Raw genomic sequence first — 23,438 nt, forward strand, 5'->3', positions numbered from 1 at the left:
CCCGAGCGCGTTCCCCGCCGATCTGTCTCAATTGGCGGATGCCGATGCCGACCGTCCGGAACCTCCGCCGGGTGATGGTCGTCGCCGCGCCGGGGTTCGGCAAGTCCGAGGCGGTCCGGTCGTGGCTCGCCGCCGGTACGGACGGCTGGCAGGTGTTCGAGGACCTTCCCGCGCTCGACGCCGCCGCGGCGGCGGCGCTGGCCGCCCGCCTCGACGGGCTGCCGGCCTCGGCGCGGGTCGTCCTGGTCGGCCGCACGCCGTGGCCCGGCCGGCCGCCGGCCGGCACCACCGTCGTCGACGCCACCGACCTGGCCCTGTCCGGGACCGAGGTCGTCCGGGTGCTGTCCGACGAGCACGAGCAACGGGACGCGGCCCTCGCGGCGGTCGTCGGTGAGGTGACCGGCGGCTGGCCGTCGCTGGTGGATCTGGCCGGCCGGCATCTGCGGCACCGCCCGCTGGGCAGCCTCACCGCCCCGGGCGGCCCGGTCGACACGTTCGTCGCCGAACGGGTGCTCGCCGGCCTGCCCGCACCCGAGCGCCGCATGCTGCGCCGGGTGGTGGCGCTCGACCAGGTGCGCGAGGAACTGGTGGCGGCCCGGGACCGGGCGACCGTACGGCAGATGGCGCGCACGGGACTGCTGGTGCCGACCGGAACCGGGTCGCTGCGGGTGGTCCCCGCCATCGCCGACGTGGTGGCCAGGCGCGAGCCGCTGCCGGTCCACGAGGAACGGCGGCTGAACGCGGCGGCGGCCGGCTGGTACGCCGACCGGGGTCTGTGGGGGCAGACGCTGACGTCCCGGCTCCGTGCCGGCGACGTGTCCGGCGCCGCGGACCTGCTCCGCGAGCACGGCCAGGGCATCATCGCGGCCGGCGGGGCAGGCCTGGTGATCGACGCGTTCTCCTCGGCGGTACCGGGCGACCGGCTCCTGCTCGGCGAGGCGCTCACCGTCGCCGGGCGCCTCGACGACGCGCTCGCCGAACTCGTGCCTCTCGCCGCCGGCCGAACGGGCATCGAGGCGGGCCTCGCCTGGCGCCTCGCCACCGTGTACTACGCGCGGGCCGAGCACCGTTGCGCGTTCGGCGCCCTCGCCGCCGGCCGCCTCGACGCCGAGGACACCGCCGACGAGGCGCTCCTGCTCGCGACCGCGGCCACCGTGCACTGGAGTCTCGGCGAGGCCGGCGCATGTCTCCGGTACGCCGAACGGGCCCGCGTGGCGGCGGACCGGGCCGGCGACGGGCGGGCGCTCGGCGCGGCCCACGTCGCGCTCGCGCTGCACGCGATGCTGACCGGCGACCGGCCCGGCAACGTCGAGCACTACGCCAGGGCGCTGCGCGCCGCCGAGTCCGCCGGCGACGCGGTGCAGGTCGCCCGGATCCGGGCCAACCGCGTCGGGCAGCTCCTGGAGGAGGCCCGCTACCCGGAAGCGCTGGACGAGTCGGTCCGCGCCGTCGCGGCGGCCGAGGCCGTCGGGCACGCCACGGTCCTGTCGGTCGCGCTGGTCAACCGTGCGGAGGCGCTGAGCAGGCTCGGCGACCTCGCCGAGGCGGAGCGGTGCGGCGAGCGGGCACTGACGATCAGCCAGCGCGCGGGTTCCCGCAAGATCGCCTACTCCCTCGTCGTGCTCGGCGACCTGCGCGCCCGGCGGGGGCAGCGCAGCCTGGCCCGAGCGGCGTACGAGGAGGCGGTGCGCGTCGCCGACGCCGACGGCGCGCTGCAGTGCCTCGTCCCGGCGCTGGCAGGCCTCGCCCGCGTCGTCGCCGTCGACGATCCGGCGGCCGGTCGCGCGTACGCGGGACAGGCGGTCGCCCGGGCCGGTGGCCCGCTCGCCACGGGGGCGCTCCTGTCGGCCGGCTGGGTGGCCGTCGCCGCCGGTGACCACGTCGCGGCCGCCGGTGCCGCCGACCGCGCGGAGCGGTCCGCCCGGCTGCACCGTGACCGGTCCGGTCTCGCCGAGGCCCTCGAACTGCGGGCCGCCGCCGCGGACCGGCCCGCCGACCGCCGGCAGGCGCTGCGCGAGGCGGCCCGGACCTGGCGCGCGACGGGCGCCCAGCTCGACGCCGACCGGGTGACCTGCCGGCTCGGGCAGCTGCCGGGGGCGAGCGTCGAGGAGCGGCTGGCCGCGCGGTCGGCCCGCGCGGCACTCGACGCGGCGGGGGTCGTGCCGCAGCCGTTGACGCCGGACGAGCCGGCGGTCGCCGTCCGCGTGCTCGGCCGTTTCGAGGTGACCGTCGACGACGTGCCGCTGCCTCCGTCGGCGTGGCAGTCGCGCAAGGCACGGGACCTGCTCAGGATCCTCATCGCGCGGCGGGGCCGGCGAGTGGCGCGGGAGGAGCTGGCCGCGCTGCTGTGGCCGGACGACGACGGCCGGCGGGTCGCGCACCGGCTCTCGGTGGCGCTGTCGACGCTGCGGACCGTGCTCGACCCGGACCGCCGCTTTCCCGCCGACCACTATCTGTACGCCTCACCGGCCGCCATGGCCGCCGACGCGACCCGTCTCGACATCGACCTGGAGGAGTTCCTCGCCGAGGCCGAGGCGGGGCGAGGTCTCGCCGAGCGGGGCCGGCTCGGGGAGGCGCGGGAAGTGCTCGCCGCGGCCGAACGCCGGTACGCCGGCGACGTGTTCGAGGACGAGCCCTACGACGACTGGTCGGTGCCCGTACGGGAGGAGGCGCGCGCGGCGTACCTGCGCGTCGCACGCCTCCTGGCCGGACTGGCACACGACCGCGGCGCGACCGACGAGGCGCTCGGCTACCTGCTGCGGATCCTGGCCCGCGACCCGTACGACGAGCAGTGCCATCTCCGGCTGGTCGAGCTGCTCAGCGGCGCCGGCCGGCACGGTGAGGCGCGGCGCGCCAGGACCCGGTACGCCGCCGCCATGCACGAGATCGGACGCACCGCGACAGCGACCCACGACCGCGGCGGGGCCGGCGCCCGATCATGCGATGTCGGTGATGCCACGCCGGAGCCCGGGGCAGGCCGGACCGGTGATCATGACGCCCGGTGAGGCGGCGGCGGTCCTGGCCGGGACCCTCGGGGTCGCGTCCCACCTCGAGGTGCACCGCTGGTGGGTGGCCACCACCCTGCCGGGCAGCGAGGCCTGGTTCCTGCACAACCGGCCGTGGACGGCACCCGCGGCGGGCTCACGTGTCGTGGCCGGTCCGGAGGCGGGTGGGGCGGCGCAGGACGACCGCGGCGGCGCCGCCGAGCGGGATGAGGAGCCAGCAGGACAGCAGGCGGTAGAGCAGGACGGCGGCGGTGGCGGCGATCGCCGTCGCGCCCGAGGCGGTCAGGCCGGCGACCAGGGCGGTCTCGATGACGCCGATGCCGCCGGGGGACAGCGGGACCTGGCGGACGATCTGCACACCGAGGTAGATGCCGGCGAGGGCGGGCACGTTGACCGGCAGGTCCAGCGCGTACACGCAGGCGGCCAGGCAGAACAGGTCCGTCAGCCAGTTCGTGGCCGCGTACAGGACGACGGCCCACCAGTCGCGCACCCGCAGGCCCGCGCCCGCCCGCCACGCTTCCCGGGCCGAGGCGAGCAGGCGCTGCACGTACCGGCGGATCCGGCCCTCGTGCACAGGGGCGGCGACGACCGGGACGTCGCGGAACAGGCGGCGGCCGAGGAGGACCGACCCGGCCGTCAGGCCCACCATCGCCGCGACGACGACCAGGGGGCGCCAGGTCAGCGAGGTCGTGGTGCCGTACCCGAGCAGGGCGGCGCCGCCGGCCACGTAGATGAGCGCCAGGCCGCCGATCGAGGCGAGGCCGGACACGATCGCGGTGACCGCGCCGAGCTCCTTGGGCGCGCCGGATCGCTCGTACTCGCGGATCGCGTAGCCGGTGGAGACGGCGGCACCGGCCGGGACCGAGATCGAGATCGCGGTCCGGGCCAGGGTGATCGCCAGGACGCGGCGGCGGCGGATCCGCACGCCGAGGGCCGCGAAGAGGTACTGCTGCTGCCCGGCGAACGCGGCGATCGACCCGGCCTGCAGCAGCACGGCGACCGCGACCCAGCCGGCCGACGCGCCGGTCAGCGAGGTGAGCAGCTCCTGCGGATCGGGCAGCCGCCCGCGCAGGCCGATCGCCGCCAGTACCACCACCGCGACGACGACCAGGAGCAGCCTGAGCCACCGGGTCCGCCACCTGCCGGAGGGCGGCGGGGTGTCGGTGGACGGCCAGGACATCGTCCGATCTTGTCAAACACCGCCTGCGCCGCTGCTCGCGCCCCTGTTGCCGGCCGATCCGGGGGATTCGGCACGAACGTCGGGCGGGTGCTGGCCGATCGGGCAGACAAGTCTGAAGCTACCGCTCGGTCACGTCGTGAGATCAGGTGGCGGCACTACCGAGCAGTGCCACGGAACATCGATTTAGCCGAGGCCGGCTCGCCTCCCGGCGGCATAAGCTTGTTGCCATGCAAGCGTTTCGACTCGATGCCAGGGCGGGAGCATGACGGCGGCGGACGGGTCCGTCGTCGTGCTCGACGAGCGCGACTACCGCTACGGCGTGGGCGAGCTGCGGCTGCGGATCGAGGCCGTCGACCACGCGGGGGCGCTCGACCTCGACGGTGAGCGATGGCTGCCGGTCCGCGGGACGCAGCTGCGCCGCGACGGCACCGAGGTCGGCACACTTCAGGTCGTCGTCCGCGCTGCCCGGCTGCCAGCCACCCTGCGATAAGCCACCCCGCGACCGCGGTCCGGGACGCCGGGAAATCCGGAATGAGTGGGGTCCGCCACGGGTACATCAGCCACATGGCGCTTCCTATCGAGGACTACGCGATCATCGCGGACACCCAGACTTCCGCCCTCGTCGGGCGTGACGGCTCGATAGACTGGCTCTGCGTGCCCCGCTTCGACTCGCCCGCGATCTTCGCGGCGCTGCTCGGCTCGCGGGACAACGGGCACTGGACGATCGCGCCGGCCGGGACCGTGACGTCGGTGCGGCGGCGGTATCGGGACGAGACGCTGGTCCTGGAGACGCTGTTCGAGACCGACGACGGCGCGGTCCGGCTGATCGACTTCATGCCCCCGCGCGGGGAGGCGCCCGACGTGGTCCGCGTCGTCGAGGGCGTCCGCGGCAGCGTCGCGATGTGCATGGACCTGAAGCTGCGCTTCGACTATGGCAAGGTCGTGCCGTGGGTGTATCAGGAGCAGGGCGCCCTCGTCGCCGTGGCCGGTCCGGACGCCGTGTGGCTGCGCACGCCGGTGGACACCCGCGGCGAGAACCTGTCCACCCGCGCCGAGTTCGTCGTCGAGGCGGGCGAGCGGGTGCCGTTCGTGCTCACCTGGCGCCCGTCGCACCTGCCGCCGCCCGAGCCGATCGACCCGGTCGAGGAGCTCGGCGTCACCACCGGCTACTGGCAGGGGTGGGTGTCGGCGTGCACCTACGAGGGCGAGTGGCGCGACGCCGTGGTCCGCTCCCTGCTGACGCTCAAGGCGCTCACCTACGCGCCGACCGGCGGGATCGTGGCCGCGGCCACCACCTCACTGCCGGAGAAGCTCGGCGGCGTCCGCAACTGGGACTACCGCTTCTGCTGGCTGCGTGACGCCACCATCACGCTGCAGAGCCTGCTGTACTCCGGCTTCCAGAGCGAGGCGACGGCGTGGCGCAAGTGGCTCCTGCGCGCGATCGCCGGCAACCCCGCCGAGCTGCAGATCATGTACGGCGTCGCCGGGGAACGCCGGCTCGACGAGTACGTCGCGACGTGGCTGACCGGCTACGACGGCAACCCCGTCCGGATCGGCAACGCCGCCGCCGAACAGTTCCAGCTCGACGTCTACGGCGAGGTGATGGACGCGCTGCACCAGGGCCGCCGGGCCGGGCTCAAGGCCGACGACCCGTCGTGGGGCCTGCAGGTGAAGCTGATGGAGTTCGTCGAGGAGCACTGGCAGGACCCGGACGAGGGGATCTGGGAGGTCCGCGGCGGGCCGAAGCAGTTCGTGCACTCGAAGCTGATGGCGTGGGTCGCCGCCGACCGCGCGGTGAAGGCGACCCAGGAGTTCGCCCTCGACGGCCCGGTCGAGCGGTGGTGCGCGCTGCGCGACGCGATCCGCGCCGACATCCTCGAGAAGGGCTTCGACCCTCAGCGCGGCACGTTCACCCAGTTCTACGGCTCCGAGGAGCTCGACGCCGCGATGCTCATGGTGCCGCTGGTCGGGTTCCTGCCCGCCACCGACGAGCGCGTGGTCGGCACCGTCGCCGCGGTCGAGAAGTACCTGATGGAGGACGGGTTCGTCCAGCGGTACACCCAGCACCCGGACAGCGACGTGGACGGCCTCCCGCCGGGCGAGGGCGCGTTCCTGGCCTGCACGTTCTGGCTCGCCGACAACTACGCGCTGATGGGCAGGCACGACGAGGCCCGGGCCACGTTCGAGCGGCTCCTCGCCCTGCGCAACGACGTCGGCCTGCTGTCGGAGGAGTACGACACCACCGAGCGCCGGCTCGTCGGCAACTTCCCGCAGGCGTTCAGCCACGTGCCGCTCATCGACACCGCCCGGACCCTGTCCACCGCCCTGGCGGCCACCGAGGCCCGGGCCGAGGAGGGCCTCAGGTAGTCCCGCCGCGGGCCAGGACGGCGAGCCGGTCGTGGTCGATCGGGTGCACGATCGCGTCGGCATGCCGGTGTACGAGCTGCCAGTCGTCACCCGATCGGCGGAAGACGAGCGTGACGCGCAGGGACCAGTCCTGCGGCGGCAGACCGCCGACGGTGCCGTGCTGGCGTTCGATCGCCGCGATGACGGCGAGGTCGCCGCAGCGGTCGGCGCGCACGACCTCCAGCTCGCACTCGCCGCCCTGGAACCAGCGGGCGGTCGCTTCGAGGGACGCGTCGGAGTGGTCGAAGCCGTGCCTGGCACCGCCGTACGGCGGCATGAGCGTGTAGTCGCCGGCGTGCGGGAGGAGCTCGATGTAGGTGCGGACGTCGCCGGCGATGAACGCCGACGCCGCCTGCGCGGTCCGCCGCACGAGCGCCGCGAGGTCCTCGTCGTTGCTGTCTGTGACTGCCATATGCCCATACACGCACGAACCCCCGCTGGCGTTCACCGTCTGTACTATCTGTCACGATCGATCGGACGACGATGCGACGACGGGGCGGTCCACATGGCTGACGACGACCTGGGCAACGACAGACCGGCACCGCAGGCGGACGACGCTCCCGCCCCGCAGCCGGCCCCGGAACAGCCGGCCCCGGACGGTGCGCCGGCGCCAGCGGAAACCGGAGCGCAGACCGCGGCGGCCACCGCGCCGGCGCCGAAGTCCAGGCTGCGCAAGGTCCTGGTCAGGTCGGCGCTGGTCCTCGTCGTCCTGGCCGGGCTCCTGGTGGCCGGCGGCACGTACTACTACGACAACGTCGCGCTGCCCGAGAGCATCGTCATGGACCAGGCCACGACGGTCTACTACAGCGACGGCACGACGCCGATGGCGCGGATCGGCGACACGAACCGCACCCTGGTCACGATCACCGACATCCCCGTCGACGTGCAGCACGCGGTCGTCGCGGCGCAGGACGAGACGTTCTACACCAACGACGGCGTCGACTACGGGGCGATCGCCGGGGCGGCGTGGAACCAGGTCGCCGGCGACGGGCAGCGGGGCAAGTCGACGATCAGCCAGCAGTACTCGCGGCACTGGGCGGACCTGGAGGGCACCTCCTACGCGCGCAAGCTGCGCGAGTCGGTGATCGCGACCAAGCTCAACCAGCAGTACTCCAAGGACCAGATCCTCGAGATGTACCTGAACATCGTCTACTTCGGGCGCGGCGCGTACGGCGTCGAGGCGGCGGCGCAGGCGTACTTCGGCAAGTCGGTGAAGGACCTGACGCTCGGCGAGGGCATGGTCCTGGCCGGGCTGATCGACCAGCCCGAGGGCGACGGCAAGGGCAGCCCGTTCGACCCGACGGTGAACGAGCAGCGGGCCCACGAGCGCTTCGACGAGATCAAGCGCACCCTGGTCGAGCTCGGTTTCGTGGAGCCGGCGCAGGCTGATCAGCAGGCGGCGTACCCGGCGAAGGTGCTCACGGCGGCGCAGGCGCGCGCGAACGCGGTCAACGTGCAGGGCGGCCTGGACAAGCCCGAAGGCCTGATCGTGCACCACGTGCTCGCCGAGGTCGCGCCGCTGAAGGACCCGAAGACCGGGACGCCGCTGTACGAGGGGGTCGCCCCCGACGGCGTGAAGCACTTCGACCGGATCCGCAACGGCGGCCTGAAGATCGTCAGCACGATCGACAGGACCGCGCAGCAGCTCGCGGTCCGCGAGGCGAGCCGCACCGCCGAGTCCAACATGGCCGGACAGCCGGCGAACCTGCAGGCCGCGCTCGTCGCGGTCGAGCCGGGCACCGGCGCGGTCAAGGCCTACTACGGCGGCGACAGCGGCAACGGCGGCGACTTCGCCGGCACCTACGCCGACCCTGTCCTCAGCAACGGCGAGGACTCGTGCTGCGGCGGGCACCGCCCGGGCACGGCGTTCGGCCCGTACACCCTCGCCAGCGCGCTGATGGCCGGCTACACGGTCGACTCGGCCTGGAACGGCGAGTCGCCGCAGGAGTTCCCCGGCAGCGGCCGGCGCCTGGCGACCAATCCGGTCCGCAACGCGGGCGAGAACCCCACGGCCGCGCCGCAGTGCAAGTCAGGTTCGCCGAAGTGGTGCACGCTCGAAGAGGTGGCCGTGCTGTCGCTCAGCGCGCCGTACTTCGCGGTCACCGACAAGGTGGGTCCCGCCCGCGTCATCGACACGGCCCGCGCCGCCGGGATCACCGCCATGTGGGCGACCGTCGAGCAGGCGCAGCGGAAGATCGACCTGGGCCGGTTCCCGGGCAAGGACGTGTTCCCGAAGTACTTCAACACCGAGGTCGGCCTCGGCCAGTACCCGGTGACGGTGCTGGACCACGCGGGCGGCATGGCCACGTTCGCCGCCGGTGGCACGGCCGCGAAGACGCACTTCCTCAAGGAGGTGTGGACCGGCGGCACGAAGACCTACGGCGAGGTCGTCAACCCGAAACGCATCCAGGGCTTCACCGAGGCGATGGCCGCCGACCTCAACGCCGTCCTGCAGGGCGTGCCGGCGCACTACGGCCTGAAGCTGCACGACAACCGCCCGGTCGCCGGCGCCGCGGGCGCGTGGCAGCTCGGCCAGACCGCCGACACCGCCCACGCCTGGATGGCCGGATACAGCGCCTCCGCGGCCGGGTCGCCGGGCCTCGCCGTGGCGGTGTGGGTCGGCAACAAGGCCGAGGAGCAGAAGATCGTCGACCGCGGCGGCAGGAGCATCATCGGCGGCACCCTGCCCGGCCTGATCTGGCGTGACTTCCTGGACGCCGCCCTGACCGACCTGAAGGCGCCGGTCGTCACGTTCGCCCCGCGGCAGAACACCGGCGACAAGAAGGTCGGCACGGGTATCGCACCGGCGCCGTGACGGCCGGGACCGGCGGTCCTCGCGCGGTCCTCGCGCGCAGGGCCGCCCGGTGATCACGGCGGGGTGATGCGCCGCAGCTGGCCCGGAGTGAGGCGGAGGCCGGCGGCGGCGACGTTCTCCTCGAGGTGGGCGAGGCTCGCGGTGCCCGGGATCGGCAGCACGACCGGCGAACGGGCCAGCAGCCACCCCAGGGACACCTGCGCCGGGGTGGCGCCGAGCTCCGCGGCGACCCCGGCGATCCCCGTCGTCGCCGAGGCGACCGCGGGATGGACCGGCCGGGCGACGCCCACCTTCGTGGCGACGAGCAGCCCGGCCGGGTACGGGTGCAGCGCCTCGGCCAGGAGCTCCTCGTTGGCGCCCCAGCCGTACAGGTGCGCGGTGTCGATCAGGTCGACGCCGAGCTCGACGGCCCGCCTGGCGACGGCGACGGCGGCGTCCCGGGGAGGCGAGGTCGGCAGGTGCATCGCCCCGAACCCGAGCCGGCGCACCTCGATCGCGTCCGGGGCGCCGCCGCCGATCCGGAACGTGTCGGCAGTCATCGCCGCCATCCTGTCACGCGGCACATCGCCGCGCGTGGTCCGTCAGCTGCCGTCCCAGTCGCCGACGATGGGGACGTCGCCGGCGGCGCCGAAGCTGACCATGACGTCGGCCGGGCCGGTGGTGTTGGTGTTGCGGAGGCGGAACGTCTTGTCCGACGGGTGGAACACCCCGATGGTGGTGTCGTTGTCGCCGTCCCAGTCGCCGACGATCGGGGTGTCGCCGCTGGAGCCGTAGGACAGCGTCACGTCCGCCGGACCCGCGGTGTTGGCGTTGCGGAGGTAGAACGTCTGTGTCGAGGGGCGGTACACGCCGATGGTGGTGTCGCCGTCGCCGTCCCAGTCGCCGACCACCGGCAGGTCGCCGGTGGAGCCGAACGAGACCGAGATCTTCGGCGCGCCGGCGCTGTTGCTGTTGCGCAGCCGGAACGTGCGGTCGGTCGGCCGCCAGGTGCCGATGGTGGTCTGGCCGTCGCCGTTCCAGTCGCCGGCGAGCGGGGTGTCGCCGGCCTCGCCGTAGTTGAACGTGAGGTTCGCCCCGCCGCTGGCGTTGGCGTTGCGCAGGTAGAACGTGAGGGTGCTCGGCGCGTAGACGCCGGCGGTCACGGTGCCGTCGTCGTTCCAGTCGCCGGCCAGCGGGGTGACCCCGGCGGGACCGTAGATGAACAGCAGGTCCGCGGGGCCGGCGGCGTTGGTGTTGCGCAGCCGGAACGTCCGGTCGGAGGACCGGTAGACCCCGATGGTGGTGGTGCCGCCGAACGCTGCCTGCGCCGGCAGCGGTTGCACGTTGTCGAGCACGAGCGCGGCGGCGAGCGCCGCCGCGGCGACGATCAGCGGGCGGGCGGGACGGGACATCGATGCTCCTCAGGGCTCGGGGATGTCAGTCCCGGACCTGACGGACAAGCCGCGCGACGAGCAGGGCGCCGGTCATCTCGAGGTGGGTGCGCATGGCGGCCTCGGCGGTGGCGGCGTCGCGGGACAGGACCGCGGCGACGACCGGCTCGTGCTCGGCGTGGATCTGGGTGAGGGTGCGGCCGGAGGCCGTCGTGGGCGGGCCGAGCAGGGCGGTGGTGGAGCGGAGCTGGGCGACGATGGTGGCGGCGCGGGCGTTGCCGGCGGCGTGCAGCAGCAGGTCGTGCAGCGCGCGGTCGGCCGGCCAGAAGGCGGCCTCGTCGCCGTCGGCGCACGCGGCCGCCATGGCGTCCAGGGCGGCGCGGAGGGCGGCGTGCTGCGCGTCGGTCGCCAGGACCGCGGCCTTACGGGCGGCGGGCGGCTCCAGCGCGAGCCGGATCTCGATGATCTCCTCGATGTCGTGGGCGCGGGGGAGCAGGACGCTGAAGCCGCGGTTGCGCCGGATCTCGACCAGGCCCGCCTCGGCCAGGCGGAGCATGCCCTCCCGGACCGGGCTGCGGGAGACGCCGAGCAGCGAAGCGAGCTGATACACCGAGTAGGTCCGCTCGGGCACGAGCTCGCCGGCGGCGATGCCGTCGCGCACCGCCTGGGCGACCGCGTCGGCGAGGGAAGGGGCCTCTGGCGGCAGGCGCAGCGACGGCATGAGTAACATGTTACCTATGACTGACGTGGTGGGCGCGCTGGAGCGGGCCGGTCTCGAGGTCCGGGCCGACGCCGGCACCCGGGGGATGTATTCCTCCGACGCCTCGCTGTATCGGATCCCGCCCCTCGCGGTGGTCCGCCCGCGGCACGTCGACGAGGTCGCCGCCGCGCTCGCCGTCGCCCGGGAGACCGGGGTGCCGGTCACGTCCCGCGGCGCCGGCACGTCGGTGGCCGGCAACGCCGTCGGGCGGGGCATCGTGCTGGACTTCTCCCGCCACCTCAACCGCGTGCTCAGCGTCGACCCGGAGGCCAGGACCGCGGTCGTCGAGCCCGGCACCGTCCACGCCGTGCTGCAGAAGGCCGTCATGCCGCACGGGGTGCGCTTCGGGCCCGACCCGTCGACGCACCCGCGGTGCACGATCGGCGGGATGATCGGCAACAACGCGTGCGGCTCGCGCTCCCTGGCGTACGGGCGGACCTCCGACAACGTGGCCGGCCTCGAGGTGCTGACCGCGGCCGGCGAGAAGATCGTGACCGACCAGGAGCAGCACGGCGCCACCGTCGACGCGGTGCGCGCCGTCATGGCCGGGCACCTCGCCACCGCCAGGACCGAGTTCGACCGGTTCGGCCGTCAGGTGTCCGGCTACGCCGTACAACACCTGCTGCCGGAGCGGTTCGACCTCACGCAGGCGCTCGTCGGCTCCGAAGGCACCCTGGCCGTCATCACGCGGGCGACCGTCAAGCTGGTCGTCGACGCCCCCGTGCGGGTCGTCGTCGTCCTCGGGTTCCCTGACATCGTCGCCGCCGGGGAGGCCGCGCCCGCCGTCGTCGCCCACGGGCCGACGTCCTGCGAAGGGCTCGACTCGCGGCTGATCGCCGTGCTGCGCGCCCGCCGCGGCCCCTCCGCCGTGCCGCCGCTGCCCACCGGCGGCGCGTGGCTGTTCGTGGAGCTGGCCGGCGACGACCTCGGCGAGGTCGAGTCGCGGGCGCGGGTCCTCGCCGCCGCCGCCATCGGCGAGGACGCCCTCGTCGTCACCGACCCGGTCGTGCAGGCACAGCTGTGGCGCATCCGCGAGGACGGCGCCGGGCTCGCCGGCCGCGCCCCCTCCGACCGCCCGGCGTGGCCCGGCTGGGAGGACGCCGCCGTGCCCCCGCAGCAGCTCGGCGCGTATCTGGCCCGCTTCGACGAGCTCGTCGCGTCGTACAAGATGACCTCCGCGCCGTTCGGGCACTTCGGCGACGGGTGCATGCACGTGCGCCTCGACTACCCGCTCGACCAGCCCGGCGGCACCAAGGTCCTGCGCGAGTTCCTCACCGACGCGGCCAGGCTCGTCGGCGAGTTCGGCGGCTCGCTGTCCGGTGAGCACGGCGACGGCCGCGCCCGGTCCGAGCTGCTGCCGCACATGTACTCACCGGACGCGATCGCCCTCTTCGCCGGGATCAAGCACGCGTTCGACTCCGGCAACCTGCTCAACCCCGGTGTGCTCGTCGACCCGGATCCGGTCGACGCCGATGTACGACCCGCGGGCCGCTTCCCGCTCAAGGGCCTCGCCCTGGCGTACCCGCACGACGCCGGCGACCTCGCGCAGGCCGTCCACCGCTGCACGGGCGTCGGGAAGTGCCGGGCGGACAACTCCGCCGCCGGCGGGGTCATGTGCCCGTCCTACCTGGCGACCCGCGAGGAGAAGGACTCCACCCGCGGCCGGGCCCGGGTGCTGCAGGAGGTCGTCCGCGGCGAGCTCGCCTGGTCCGACCCGTCCGTGCACGACGCGCTGGACCTGTGCCTGTCCTGCAAGGGGTGCGCGTCGGACTGCCCGACGGGCATCGACATGGCCACCTACAAGTCCGAGGTGCTGCACCAGACGTACCGTGGCAGGCTCCGCCCACGCTCCCACTACACCCTCGGGAAGCTGCCGTTCTGGGCGCGGCTCGCCGGGTGGACGCCGCGGCTGGCGAATCTCGGCATCCGCCTGCCGCTGCTCGGCGGGTTCTTCCTGTGGCTGGCCGGCGTGGACAAGCGGCGGTCCGTGCCGCGCTTCGCCCGCCGCCCGTTCCGGCGCACCTTCCGGCCCTCGCCGACGCCGGGCAAGCCGGTGGTGCTGTTCGCCGACTCGTTCTCCGACGCGTTCTCCCCGTCGGTGGCCGCCGCGACGGTCAGCGTCCTGCGCGCCGCCGGCTACGAGCCGCGCCTGCCGTCCGGGACGGTCTGCTGCGGCCTGACCTGGATCACCACCGGCCAGCTCGACGCCGCGAAGAAGATCCTCACCCGCACCGTCGCCGCGCTCGCGCCCGACGCGCACGCCGGGGTGCCGATCGTCGGCATCGAGCCGTCGTGCACCGCGGTCCTGCGCTCCGACATCCACGAGCTGCTCCCCGGTGACGCCGACGCGGCGGCGGTCGCCGGATCGGTGCACACCCTCGCCGAGCTGCTCGCGCAGACGCCCGGCTGGACCCCGCCCGACCTGTCCGGCGTGGACGTCGTCGCCCAGCCGCACTGCCACCACCACGCCGTGCTCGGCTGGAAGGCCGACGCCGACCTGCTCAAGTCCAGCGGCGCGACGGTGCGGCGGCTCGCGGGCTGCTGCGGCCTGGCCGGCAACTTCGGCGTCGAGATCGGCCACTACGACGTCTCCCTGGCGGTCGCCGCGCAGAACCTGCTGCCGGCGCTCGACGCGGCACCCGACGCGGTCGTCCTCGCCGACGGGTTCTCCTGCCGCACGCAGGTCGCGGACCTGCGCGACCGGCCGGCCGTGCACCTGGCGGAGCTGCTCGACGGCGCGCTGGCCAAGCCGTCGCCCTGACCGTCCCCTGGCTAGGGTGGTGGGCATGTTCGACTACGACGCCGAGCTCCGGCAGCACAACGCCCGGCTGCGCGCCGCGGCCGCGGTGGGTGCGGGCGACCGGGTCCTCGACGTCGGCTGCGGCACCGGCCAGACGACCCGCGAAGCGGCCGCCGCCGGCCTCGAGGCGCTGGGCGTCGACATCCGGGCGGAGGCGCTGCGCCAGGCCCGGGTCCTGAGCGCCGGTCTGGGCAACGTCGCCTTCGAGCTGGCCGACGCCCAGGTCCACCCGTTCCCGGCGGCGCGCTTCGACGTGTGTGTCAGCAGGTTCGGCACGATGTTCTTCGCGGACCCGGTCGCCGCGTTCACCAACATCGGCTCGGCCCTGCGGCCCGGCGCCCGCCTGGCGATGCTGGTCTGGCAGGCCGCCGACCGCAACGAGTGGCCGGCCGTGCTCAGCCTCGGCGGCCCGCCTCGCCCGGCCGCCTTCTCCCTCGCCGACCCGGCCGTGACCGAGGCGATCCTGACGAAGGCCGGCTTCGAAGCCGTCGCCTTCGCCGACGTCCACGAGCCGGTCTACTACGGCCCCGACGCGGCGGCCGCCTACGACGCCATCCTGGAGCTGCAGGCCGGCGCCGCCGTGTCCGGCGAGGCGCGCCGCTGGCTGCGGGCCGCCGTCGAGGAGCGCGACACCGGTGGCGGCGTCACCTTCGACTCCCGCGCCTGGCTGGTCACCGCGCGCCGGGCCTGACGGCCTGGCGCGCGGTGGGGCGTCACACCGCCCTGGTGGGCAACGTGAACTTCCGCTTGCGGGGGTTGCTGTTGCCGTCGGGGATGCCGGTGGTGGTGACCGTGGCGCTCTTCGTGCCGTCCGGCTCGTCGATGCGGGTGATCTCCACGGAGCCGTTGCGGGTGTCGTACGTCATCCAGCCGACCGTGTCGTTCGGGCTGCGCCCCGACTGCGGGCGGGTGCCGGCCGGGATCAGGCTGACGACCGCGAGAGCCCGGTACGCGGCGAGGTCGTCGCCGGAGCGGCCCTTGGTCAGCTCGTGCACGAACATCGACACCGCCTGCCACGCCCACGCCTCGAACACGACGGCCGCGCGGCCGCCGTCGACGCAGGCGACGAGCCGGTCGCTCATCGGGTCCCACCGGCGTTCCTTGCACACGGCGAAGAGCGCCGTCGGCGGGGCGTCGTGCTGCCAGACGTTCGAGCTGTTGGCGGTGTAGCCGTCCCTGGCGAGGTTCTCCCCGAGCCGGCCGCGGACCGGGTCGTTCCAGGCGGCCCACAGCTTCGCGCCGCCGGCCTTGAACGCGTCGGTGATGAGGGTGGCGGCGATCGCGGCGCCGACGTCGGCGAACCAGCCGAGCGTCGCCGGGTTGAAGGCGGCCGCGGCGGCCGGCGCGGCGGCGCCCGCACAGGCCGCCGGGCCGGCTCCCGCGGCCATCAGGACTGTGGCGGCGCCGGCGGTCTGGAGCAGCCGCCGCCGCGGCATCCGGGTGACCATGTCCCTTCACTGGCGGACAGCGGTCACAGGGGGAGCATGGCCAGGGGCACGTGATGCTGGCCGGCGTGGATGTCGCGGTCGTACAGGCTGCCCTGCACGACCGGCCGCGGGAACGAGATCTTCACGACGTGCAGGGCGGGGAGCCGGAAGATCTGGACGGTGTCCGCCGGGACGCCGTAGAGGCGGGCGACCACGGCCTCGTCCAGGAAACCCGGGTCGGCGACGAGCGCGTAGCCGGCGGCGTCGCGCATGAACAGCTCCATCGTCACCCAGAACGGCCCCGCGTTCTTCGAGCGGACCTCGATGGCCAGGTCGGCGACGGTACGGGCGGCGCTATCGGACATCGCCGGCCGCCAGGAACGCGATGCGGAACAGGCTGGTGGGGGAGTCGACGTCGACGACGTGGTTGAGCGCGAACTCGTAGGTGGCGCCGCGTTCGGTCTCGGCGGGTGAGGTGGCGAACGCGAGGCTCGGCAGGTGGCGCATGTCCGGCGTCGGCAGGTGCAGCATGAGCGGGTTGGCGACCTTCGCGACCGCGGTGGCCGTCCGCTGGTCGGCGGCGTTGACCAGCAGCATCACGCCGACCTCGCGCGGCGGGCCGGTGGCGGGGTCGATCGCTTCGAGGACGGCGTCGAAGCCGTACAGGCGGATGTCGAACGCGTAGTCGTCGGCGCCCAGGCCGAGCGTCTGGGTGACCCGGTCGGTGAGGACGCGGCGCAGCAGCGCGGCCCACGTGGTGATCTGGCCGAGGATGTGCGGGTCGCGGATCGCGGTGAACGACATCGTCTGGTAGCCGGTGATCCGGGCGCCCTCGAGCTTGACCGTGTGCTGGGCCGCGGGCTCGAACCGGGAGCCCTCCACGCGCACCCGCCGGTCGTCGAGGGCGGTGTACGTCGCGTCCCCCACCAGCAGGGTGCCGGCCGGTTCCCGCATCGAGAAGGGGTCGACCGTCTCGTACAACATGTGCGCGGCGACCGACGTCGGGGTGCAGGCGACCGCCGGGTCGAGCGGCTCGATGGTGAACCCGGTGGCGTCGACGGTGGCGAACACGCCGCTGGAGCGCGGGTCCGTGGTGCACTGCGCACCGCACTCGACGATCTTCGCCGCGTGCCAGGCCGGGCCGGCGGGCAGGCCGGCCATGAGCGGGACGGCGGCGGCGAGCGCGGTGTCCGTGGCGCGGCCGGCGAGGACGACGTCGGCGCCCGCGGCGAGCGCCTCGGCGATCGGTTCGTGGCCCATCATGGCGACGATGTGCTCGCAGCTGTCCAGGGTCGCCGCGTCGAGGTCGCCGGCCGGGGGCAGCGGATGGATCCGGCCCCGGTCGAGGTGCTCCTTGAGGTCCGCGGCCCGCTGCTCGCTGTGGATCGTGGCCACCCGCAGGTGCAGCCCCTCCGCGGCCAGGACGTCGCGGATGATGCCCGCGACCCAGTCGACGCCGGAGTCGGTGCCGCTGGTGCCGCACGAGCCGATGATCAGCGGGATGCGGGCGCCGGCCACGGCGCGCAGCAGCGGCCGGAGGTCGCGGGCGACGGCGGCGGCCGCGGTCTTCGCGGTCCCTGTGCCGAGATAATAGGGCCCGGAGTCGGTGGAGCCGCCGTCCAGGGCGATGACGTCGGCGCCGAGCTCCAGCCCGCGGTCGATGATCTCAGGCGGGAACCCGGAGCCGAGCATGCCGGACGGCACGAGGATGCGGACGGTCACTGCGTCTCCAATTCGTAGCGATGGATGGTGCGGAGCCACTCAGGCAGCGGTCGCCGCCGCGGTACGGCGTTGCTGCAGCCGCCCGAGCCGCGCGATGACGAGCAACGCGAGCGCGGCGAGGATCGCGATGTCGAGCAGCATCCCGCCCCAGCCGGTGAGGTCGACGACGGCGCCGATGAGCGCCGGTCCGCCGAAGCCGCCGAGGTACCAGGTGACCGCGTACAGCCCCGTGTAGGTGCCGACGACCCGGCTGGACGGCGCCAGGTTCCACAACGCGACGATCGCGTTGATCGCGAACGCGGCGGCGCCGGCGGCCGCGACGCAGAACACGACGACGGTGCCGGTGGCGCTCCGCACGAGCGGCCCGGCGGCGAGCGCGACCGCGAAGACGACCATGCCCGCGGCCATCGTGCGGAGCCTTCCGAAGCGTTCGGCGGCGAGCGCGGCCGGGTAGCAGGCGAGCAGGTAGGCCACGCCGCTGGGCAGGGTGAGCCCGCCCGCCTCGCCGCGGGTCAGGCCGAGTGCCTGCATCCCGTACGGGGTGATGAGCGACCGCGACGCGAACCACGCACCGCCGAACAGCAGGACGGTGACCAGCAGCAGGAGCCTGCGGCGGTCCGGGTCGCGGGCCAGTTCGGCGATGACCTGCCTGACCTTCGGGCGGGGCTCGTCGCTGCCGGTCGCCTCCTCGGCCACGGCGGCCCGGTAGCCGGGGGACCGGCTGTCCCGGACCTTGACGAGCAGCACCGCCGTGGCGGCCAGCATGATCACCGCGGGGATGACGAACGCGCCCTTCGGGTGCTCGTCGACCACGAGCAGGCTGATGAGCGACGCGACGATGATGGTCAGCGAGGTCGCGATCTTCACGGCGGCGTTGGCCCGGCCGCGCCGCTGCGGGGCGATGAAGTCCGGGAGCAATGACTCTGCGAGGGGGCGGGTGCTGTTGGCGATCAGCGCGTACACGACCATGACGGCGACCAGTGCGGCCAGCGACGTCGCCCAGGGCAGCAGCACGAAGACCACCGCGGCGACGGGCATCCCGACCGCGAGGTACGGCATCCGCCGCCCCCACCGCGTGCGGGTGTTGTCGGAGCGGTTGCCGATCCACGGCTGGACGAACATGCCGAGCAGGTTGTCCGAGCCCATGAGCAGGCCGATGACGGCGGCGCTGGCCACGTGCTCGCGGAGCAGGGCGGGCACCTGGTTGTCGTAGAAGTTCCAGGTCGACTCCTGCGCGAACAGCGCAAGGGCGACGAAGAACGTGATGCCGCGATCCTTCGGTCGGTCCACGTCCTTCCTCCTCGGGGTGTCGGGGGAGCTGCTCGGGGGTGTGGGGCGTCACGCTAGTTTGCTATAGCAAAAGCGTCAACGGTTGCATCTGGTTACGCCATGGCATGGGGTAGGGTGCGGGTCATGCCCGCCGAGACGCTCGCCGACCAGGCGTATCGCCACGTCCGCGCCGCCATCGCCGCCGGCGAGCTCGCGGCGGGGGAGAAGGTCACCGAGCGCGGCATGGCCGAGCGGCTCGCGATCAGCCCCACCCCGGTCCGGGAGGCGCTGCGCCGGCTGGAGCTCGACGGGCTCATCGAGCGCATCGGCCCGCGGACGGTGCTCGTCGCCGCGATCCGCGACGCCGCCGTCGACGACCTCGCCGAGGTGGAGGTCGGGCTGCGCGGGCTCGTCGCCCGGTTCGCGGCGCGGCACGCCACCGCCGCTCAGCTCGACGCCCTCGACGCCGTCCTCGACCGCGCCGACGACCTGCTGATCCTGCTCAAGGACCGGCGCCGGCACGGCCGGCCCGCCGACCGCCACCTCACCGCGCTGCTGGACACCATGCAGGAGTTCAACGACACCGTCGACGCGTGCGCCCACAACCCGGTGCTGATCCGGATGCTCGACCAGAGCCGCGTCTTCACCCGCCCCGAGCGCCGCGAGCTGCTGCTGCGCCGGGTCGCGGAGGACGAGACGTTCGGGCTGTCGCGGTACACCAGCCACCGCGCCCTCGTCCGGGCCCTGCGCGCCGGCGACTCGGCCGCCGCGGAGCGCATCGCCCTGGAGGACTCACAGGGCGGCCTCGAAGCACTCCGGGAAGCCCGATAGCCGGGGTCGACGGCCGCGGCCGGACGTCTGGCGCGGTGGACATGGCCTGCGGCACGGCGAGGGGCAGGTCGGCGGCGGCACGCTCGGCCACATCGTGAGCCGGGGCCGCAACGTCCGGCTGGATCTCACTGGTCCTGGATCTACGTCGCCCGCGACGAGCCGGGCATCTGGCAGTGGATGGCCCGGCAGCAGCGGTAATTTCGTGTCGCGGATTAAGGTTGCTTTAGATCCCTGTCGGGCGGCGGTGAGCTTCGCCTAGCATCACGGCGGCGTTGATCGTCCGTGCCTGCTGGGGAGTCGAGTTGCCGGTCCGTGAGCCGCTGAGCCGGCGCGCGCGAGGTCTCATCGCCGCGTCCGCCGGGGTTGTCGTCGTCGTGGTCGCGGCCGGCGCCTATCTGGCCGGCCGGTCCGACGGCGCCGCGCCGTCCGACCCGGTGGCGTATTCGTCGCCGGAAGCGGCCCGGCCGGAGCTGGGCAGCGCGCCCGGCGCCACGGGCTCGGCCTCCGCGGCCTCCGCGGCGCCCTCGTCGGCCGCGGCCGCCGCCACCCCGCCGAAGGCGCCCGCCGGCGGCTGGATCCCGGTCGACGGCGCGTGGAAGGCGCAGGCCGACGCGTATCAGGCGCTGAAGGCCGACCCCGTCCCGGCCGGCGTCGGCAACCTGCCGGAGTTCCGGGCGGACTGCCAGTACAGCCACTCCCTGGCCGACGACCCGATCGTCTTCCCCGGCCTGCCCGGCTCGTCGCACATGCACTCGTTCGTCGGGAACAAGGCGGTCAAGGCGAGCACCACGGCCGGGGACCTGACGAAGTTCACGGCCACCACGTGCAAGCCGGTGCTGGACCATTCGGCGTACTGGGTGCCGACCCTGTACGACAACGGCACCGGCAAACCCGTGGAGACCACCGGTTTCCGGGTCTACTACCGCTCGCTGATGAGCAGCTCGGCCAACCAGATGCCGATGCCGAACGGCCTGCGGATGATCAGCGGCGACGCGACGAAGCGGCAGCCGACGCCGCGCGGCGCCAGCGGCCAGTTCTACTGCGCGTTCTACGGCCCCGGCGACCTCGACGGCGTCGCCCGCAGCACCAACGGCAACTGGCCCATCTGCGGCGGCGACGCCACCCTGCACTTCATGATGCAGTTCCCGGACTGCTGGGACGGCAAGCACCTGGACAGCCCCAACCACAAGGACCACGTCAAGTACGGCTCCGGCAACGCCTGCCCGGCCAGCCACCCGGTGAAGATCCCGGCGATCACGTTCGACATCCAGTACGGCGCGAAAGGCACCCAGCAGGGCTACTACCTGTCCTCCGACAAGGAGGGCAAGAGCGCCTCCTCGATGCACGGCGACGCCTTCGTCATGTGGGACACCGCGACGATGAACAAGCGCACGAAGAACTGCATCCAGCAGCGTCGCACCTGCGACAACAACGGTTATCAGACCTGAGGTCCCGCGACGGCCCCGCGGACCCGGCCGAGATGGTCGAGCGCCGCGCGGTGCAGGGCGTCGTCGCGGCACCAGCCGTTCGCCAGGGACGGCAGCCCCGCGGCCGCGACCCGGTCCGCGCGGGCCCGGTCCCGCATGGTGCGCTCGCCGCAGTCCCACTGGAACCGCAGGCCCTCCAAGGGTCGCGCCACCGGCCGGGCCACCAGGTCGAGCAGTTCCCCGTCGGCGAACCCGAGGCCACGGATCCAGTCGACGCGGGCGGCGGTGACAGGTGCGCCGAACGCCCGGTCGATCCACGCGAGCTGGAACGCCGCGTGCGCCGACGGCTCCGTCAGCAGGACCCTGGCGTAGGCGGCGAACGCCCCGCCGAGCGTCGTCTCGATCCGGCCGCGCAGGAACGCGTCGTCCGCGTCGTCGAGCCGCGGCGCAAACCGGCGCAGCGCGTCCAGGGCCCACCGCACCCGCTCCACGTCGCCGTGCCGCTCCAGCAGCTCCCGCCCGCGCGCGCCGAACGACGCGAACGCGCCGATCACCGCGTTCCGCTCCGACGGACCGAGCCGCCGCTCGTGCAGCATCGGCAGCAGGTGTACCAGCGACGCCTCGTCGCGCAGCCCGGCGACCGCGTCCGGTGCACCGGTGCCGAACCGCGGATACGGCCCGCCGCCCCGCGGCTCGGCCACGCACAGGCGCAGGAACTCGCGCAGCGGCGCCGGGTCCGTCCGCAACCCGGCGGCCCGACGCCGCGTGATCAGCGCCGCCAGCGCGTCGGCCGCTCCCGGCCGCTCGACGAGCCGGGGCACCAGCCGCTCGCTCGCCGGGTGCGCCGCCACCCGGTCCACGATCCCGGGCGCGAGGGGCCCGCCGTGCCGCAGCGCCTCGACGAGCTCCTCGCTGACGGCGTCGACGGCGGACAGCGCGAGGATCTCCGCCGCCGCCCGTCGCACCGCGGCGCCGCGGTCCCCGTGCAGCAGCCCCCGTAGCAGGTCGGTGAGGCGCGGCGGCGCGTCGTGGCACAGCATGTCCCGCAGCCGCCGCTGACCGAGGAACCGCACGACGTCCCCGTCGCTCTCCTCCCGCACGAACCGTTCGACGTGCCCGGCGATCGCGCCGTCCTGCCGCCGCAGATACGCGTCGGTCAGGTGCTCCATCGTCTCCGGCCACCGGTGTACGCCCAGCGCCCGCGCCCGCTCAGGCGCGACGGCGTCCAGCGCCACCGCGGCCGCCCACAGCGGATCGCGCCGCGCGCCGACGTGCTCGACCAGCACCGCGACCGCCTCACCGCCGGCCGCGGGACCGAGCTGCCGCAGGCCGACGCACGCCCAGAACCGCAGGTCACCGTCGTCGCCCCGCACCGCCGCCAGCAGCAGCGGCACCGCGGCCGCCCCCGCACCATCGACGAGCTCCCGCACCTTCACGTCCGGCTCGTGCGGCGACGGCGTGAAGTCGCTGTCCCAGTGCCGGTGCGCCCACACCTCGTCCCGGAGCGCCTCGAACAGCCGTTCCGCCTCCACGCCCCGACCCTAACCCCCGCCGGGGACCGGGCCCGCGGTTGACTTGTCGCAAATCTTGACTCAGGATGTTGAGACAAGACATGAGACATCGGAGGCGTCATGGTGCGTCCAGGGGAACTGGAGCGGGCAGGCGTGTGGCTGGCCGGGCACGGCCTGGCCGACGTCGTGCCGACACCGTTGCTGGCGGCGCGGCTGGCGGTCCGGCGCCGTGCCCGGACGGCCGGTGCCGTCCTGCTGGCCGGGTTCATCATCGCGGTCGCCCTCACCTACACCGGCGGCATGGTCGACGGGTCCGGGCGCCGGCGCTGGCTGCTGCTGGTGCTGACGGCGCTGGTGGCCGGGCTGGTGCTGGCCCAGGCGCTGCTGGACTGGTGGGTGCGGCGGGCCGACCGGCGCGCCGGTGCGGCGTTGCCGCGCCGGGCGGCCTACCCGGTCCGGCTCGGCTGGCGCACCGTGCTCGGCTGGCCGCGCGCCGCGCTCGCGGCCACCACGTTCGCGGGCGCGGTGGCGCTGGCGATCGGCGCCCTGACCCTGGACGACCCCACCGCGGGCTATGCGGCGGTCATCCTGCTCATCGGGCTGTGCGGGCTCGCGACCGGCGCTGTCGTCCAGCTGCGCCACGTGCTGACGCACCCGGCCGTGGCCGACGACGAGGTGTCGCTGACCGTCGACGTCGTGATGCGGGTCGACGACGCCCGGGTCGGCGCTGTGCCGATGGCGGTGTGGTCGGTGTGGTCGCTGCCGGTGGTGTCGGTGTTCAGCACCGCATTCGGCTGGTGGAACGCCGCCTGGATCGTCTTCATCCTCCTGGGCGTCGGCGCGCAGGCCCTGATCGAGTCGCGGACCGAGCGGACCGCGATGGTGGCACGGCACGTCATGAGCGCATCGTGACCC

The 23,438-nt window shown here is 74.1% G+C and carries 19 protein-coding genes; 9 read left to right on the forward strand and 10 right to left on the reverse strand.

Annotated features, from left to right (window positions below; translation table 11 throughout):
- Positions 1-38: 38 nt before the first annotated feature.
- Positions 39-3,005 (forward strand): BTAD domain-containing putative transcriptional regulator, encoded by a 2,967-nt coding sequence (locus ACZ6TV_RS08255; RefSeq protein ID WP_465296477.1) that lies wholly within the window; start codon positions 39-41, stop codon positions 3,003-3,005.
- Positions 3,006-3,141: 136 nt separating this feature from the next.
- On the opposite strand, the gene ACZ6TV_RS08260 is transcribed toward ACZ6TV_RS08255, so the two are convergent.
- The gene (locus ACZ6TV_RS08260; RefSeq protein ID WP_465296478.1) at positions 3,142-4,185 is read right to left on the reverse strand and encodes a lysylphosphatidylglycerol synthase transmembrane domain-containing protein; all 1,044 of its coding nucleotides are present in this window, start codon (positions 4,183-4,185) and stop codon (positions 3,142-3,144) included.
- A 262-nt stretch (positions 4,186-4,447) separates the two neighbouring features.
- Here ACZ6TV_RS08260 and ACZ6TV_RS08265 point away from each other — a divergent pair, with 262 nt between their 5' ends.
- Positions 4,448-4,675: a hypothetical protein gene (locus tag ACZ6TV_RS08265; RefSeq protein ID WP_465296479.1), complete on the forward strand. Its 228-nt coding sequence runs from the start codon at positions 4,448-4,450 to the stop codon at positions 4,673-4,675.
- A gap of 74 nt (positions 4,676-4,749) precedes the next feature.
- Positions 4,750-6,552 carry a glycoside hydrolase family 15 protein gene (locus tag ACZ6TV_RS08270; RefSeq protein ID WP_465296480.1) on the forward strand — a complete coding sequence of 601 codons (1,803 nt, stop codon included), beginning with the start codon at positions 4,750-4,752 and terminating at the stop codon, positions 6,550-6,552.
- Here the strand turns inward: ACZ6TV_RS08270 and ACZ6TV_RS08275 are convergent.
- On the reverse strand, positions 6,545-7,003 hold the full coding sequence (locus tag ACZ6TV_RS08275; RefSeq protein WP_465296481.1) for a YybH family protein: 459 nt from the start codon (positions 7,001-7,003) through the stop codon (positions 6,545-6,547). The two genes, ACZ6TV_RS08270 and ACZ6TV_RS08275, sit on opposite strands and share 8 nt — an antisense overlap.
- A gap of 93 nt (positions 7,004-7,096) precedes the next feature.
- On the opposite strand from ACZ6TV_RS08275, the gene ACZ6TV_RS08280 reads away from it, so the two are divergent.
- On the forward strand, positions 7,097-9,406 hold the full coding sequence (locus tag ACZ6TV_RS08280; protein WP_465296482.1) for a transglycosylase domain-containing protein: 2,310 nt from the start codon (positions 7,097-7,099) through the stop codon (positions 9,404-9,406).
- A 53-nt stretch (positions 9,407-9,459) separates the two neighbouring features.
- On the opposite strand, the gene ACZ6TV_RS08285 is transcribed toward ACZ6TV_RS08280, so the two are convergent.
- From ACZ6TV_RS08285 to ACZ6TV_RS08295, 3 genes are read right to left on the reverse strand one after another with little or no spacing between them, the layout of a single operon-like run.
- Positions 9,460-9,954 (reverse strand): aldo/keto reductase, encoded by a 495-nt coding sequence (locus tag ACZ6TV_RS08285; RefSeq protein ID WP_465296483.1) that lies wholly within the window; start codon positions 9,952-9,954, stop codon positions 9,460-9,462.
- 33 nt (positions 9,955-9,987) lie between these two features.
- Positions 9,988-10,797, reverse strand: a complete 810-nt coding sequence (locus tag ACZ6TV_RS08290; protein WP_465296484.1) for a hypothetical protein — start codon at positions 10,795-10,797, stop codon at positions 9,988-9,990.
- A gap of 25 nt (positions 10,798-10,822) precedes the next feature.
- Positions 10,823-11,497, reverse strand: coding sequence for a GntR family transcriptional regulator (locus tag ACZ6TV_RS08295; RefSeq protein ID WP_465296485.1), 675 nt, complete (start codon positions 11,495-11,497; stop codon positions 10,823-10,825).
- 16 nt (positions 11,498-11,513) lie between these two features.
- Between ACZ6TV_RS08295 and ACZ6TV_RS08300 the strand changes: the two genes are divergently transcribed.
- Together ACZ6TV_RS08300 and ACZ6TV_RS08305 are read left to right on the forward strand one after the other, a co-directional pair.
- Positions 11,514-14,297 (forward strand): FAD-binding and (Fe-S)-binding domain-containing protein, encoded by a 2,784-nt coding sequence (locus ACZ6TV_RS08300; RefSeq protein ID WP_465296486.1) that lies wholly within the window; start codon positions 11,514-11,516, stop codon positions 14,295-14,297.
- Positions 14,298-14,322: 25 nt separating this feature from the next.
- A complete protein-coding gene (locus ACZ6TV_RS08305) occupies positions 14,323-15,027 on the forward strand; it encodes a class I SAM-dependent methyltransferase (RefSeq protein WP_465296487.1) in 705 nt (234 codons plus the stop codon).
- 22 nt (positions 15,028-15,049) lie between these two features.
- Here ACZ6TV_RS08305 and ACZ6TV_RS08310 read toward each other — a convergent pair whose 3' ends face one another.
- The 4 genes from ACZ6TV_RS08310 to ACZ6TV_RS08325 are packed head-to-tail and all read right to left on the reverse strand — an operon-like array spanning position 15,050 to position 18,775.
- Complete coding sequence (locus tag ACZ6TV_RS08310; RefSeq protein WP_465296488.1) at positions 15,050-15,772, reverse strand: hypothetical protein; 723 nt, start codon at positions 15,770-15,772, stop codon at positions 15,050-15,052.
- A gap of 35 nt (positions 15,773-15,807) precedes the next feature.
- The gene (locus ACZ6TV_RS08315; RefSeq protein WP_465296489.1) at positions 15,808-16,128 is read right to left on the reverse strand and encodes a DUF4387 domain-containing protein; all 321 of its coding nucleotides are present in this window, start codon (positions 16,126-16,128) and stop codon (positions 15,808-15,810) included.
- The gene (locus tag ACZ6TV_RS08320) at positions 16,118-17,485 is read right to left on the reverse strand and encodes an acyclic terpene utilization AtuA family protein (RefSeq protein ID WP_465296490.1); all 1,368 of its coding nucleotides are present in this window, start codon (positions 17,483-17,485) and stop codon (positions 16,118-16,120) included. The genes ACZ6TV_RS08315 and ACZ6TV_RS08320 overlap by 11 nt, the downstream gene beginning before the upstream one ends.
- 39 nt (positions 17,486-17,524) lie before the next feature.
- Positions 17,525-18,775 (reverse strand): MFS transporter, encoded by a 1,251-nt coding sequence (locus ACZ6TV_RS08325; protein WP_465296491.1) that lies wholly within the window; start codon positions 18,773-18,775, stop codon positions 17,525-17,527.
- A gap of 123 nt (positions 18,776-18,898) precedes the next feature.
- On the opposite strand from ACZ6TV_RS08325, the gene ACZ6TV_RS08330 reads away from it, so the two are divergent.
- Positions 18,899-19,585, forward strand: coding sequence for a GntR family transcriptional regulator (locus ACZ6TV_RS08330; RefSeq protein WP_465296492.1), 687 nt, complete (start codon positions 18,899-18,901; stop codon positions 19,583-19,585).
- 302 nt (positions 19,586-19,887) lie between these two features.
- Positions 19,888-21,033: a DUF1996 domain-containing protein gene (locus ACZ6TV_RS08335; RefSeq protein ID WP_465296493.1), complete on the forward strand. Its 1,146-nt coding sequence runs from the start codon at positions 19,888-19,890 to the stop codon at positions 21,031-21,033.
- Here the strand turns inward: ACZ6TV_RS08335 and ACZ6TV_RS08340 are convergent.
- Positions 21,024-22,544, reverse strand: coding sequence for a hypothetical protein (locus ACZ6TV_RS08340; protein WP_465296494.1), 1,521 nt, complete (start codon positions 22,542-22,544; stop codon positions 21,024-21,026). The two genes, ACZ6TV_RS08335 and ACZ6TV_RS08340, sit on opposite strands and share 10 nt — an antisense overlap.
- A 99-nt stretch (positions 22,545-22,643) precedes the next feature.
- Here ACZ6TV_RS08340 and ACZ6TV_RS08345 point away from each other — a divergent pair, with 99 nt between their 5' ends.
- The gene (locus tag ACZ6TV_RS08345) at positions 22,644-23,435 is read left to right on the forward strand and encodes a hypothetical protein (RefSeq protein WP_465296495.1); all 792 of its coding nucleotides are present in this window, start codon (positions 22,644-22,646) and stop codon (positions 23,433-23,435) included.
- Positions 23,436-23,438 lie beyond the last annotated feature (3 nt).

Source organism: Dactylosporangium sp. NPDC051087 (assembly GCF_055586325.1).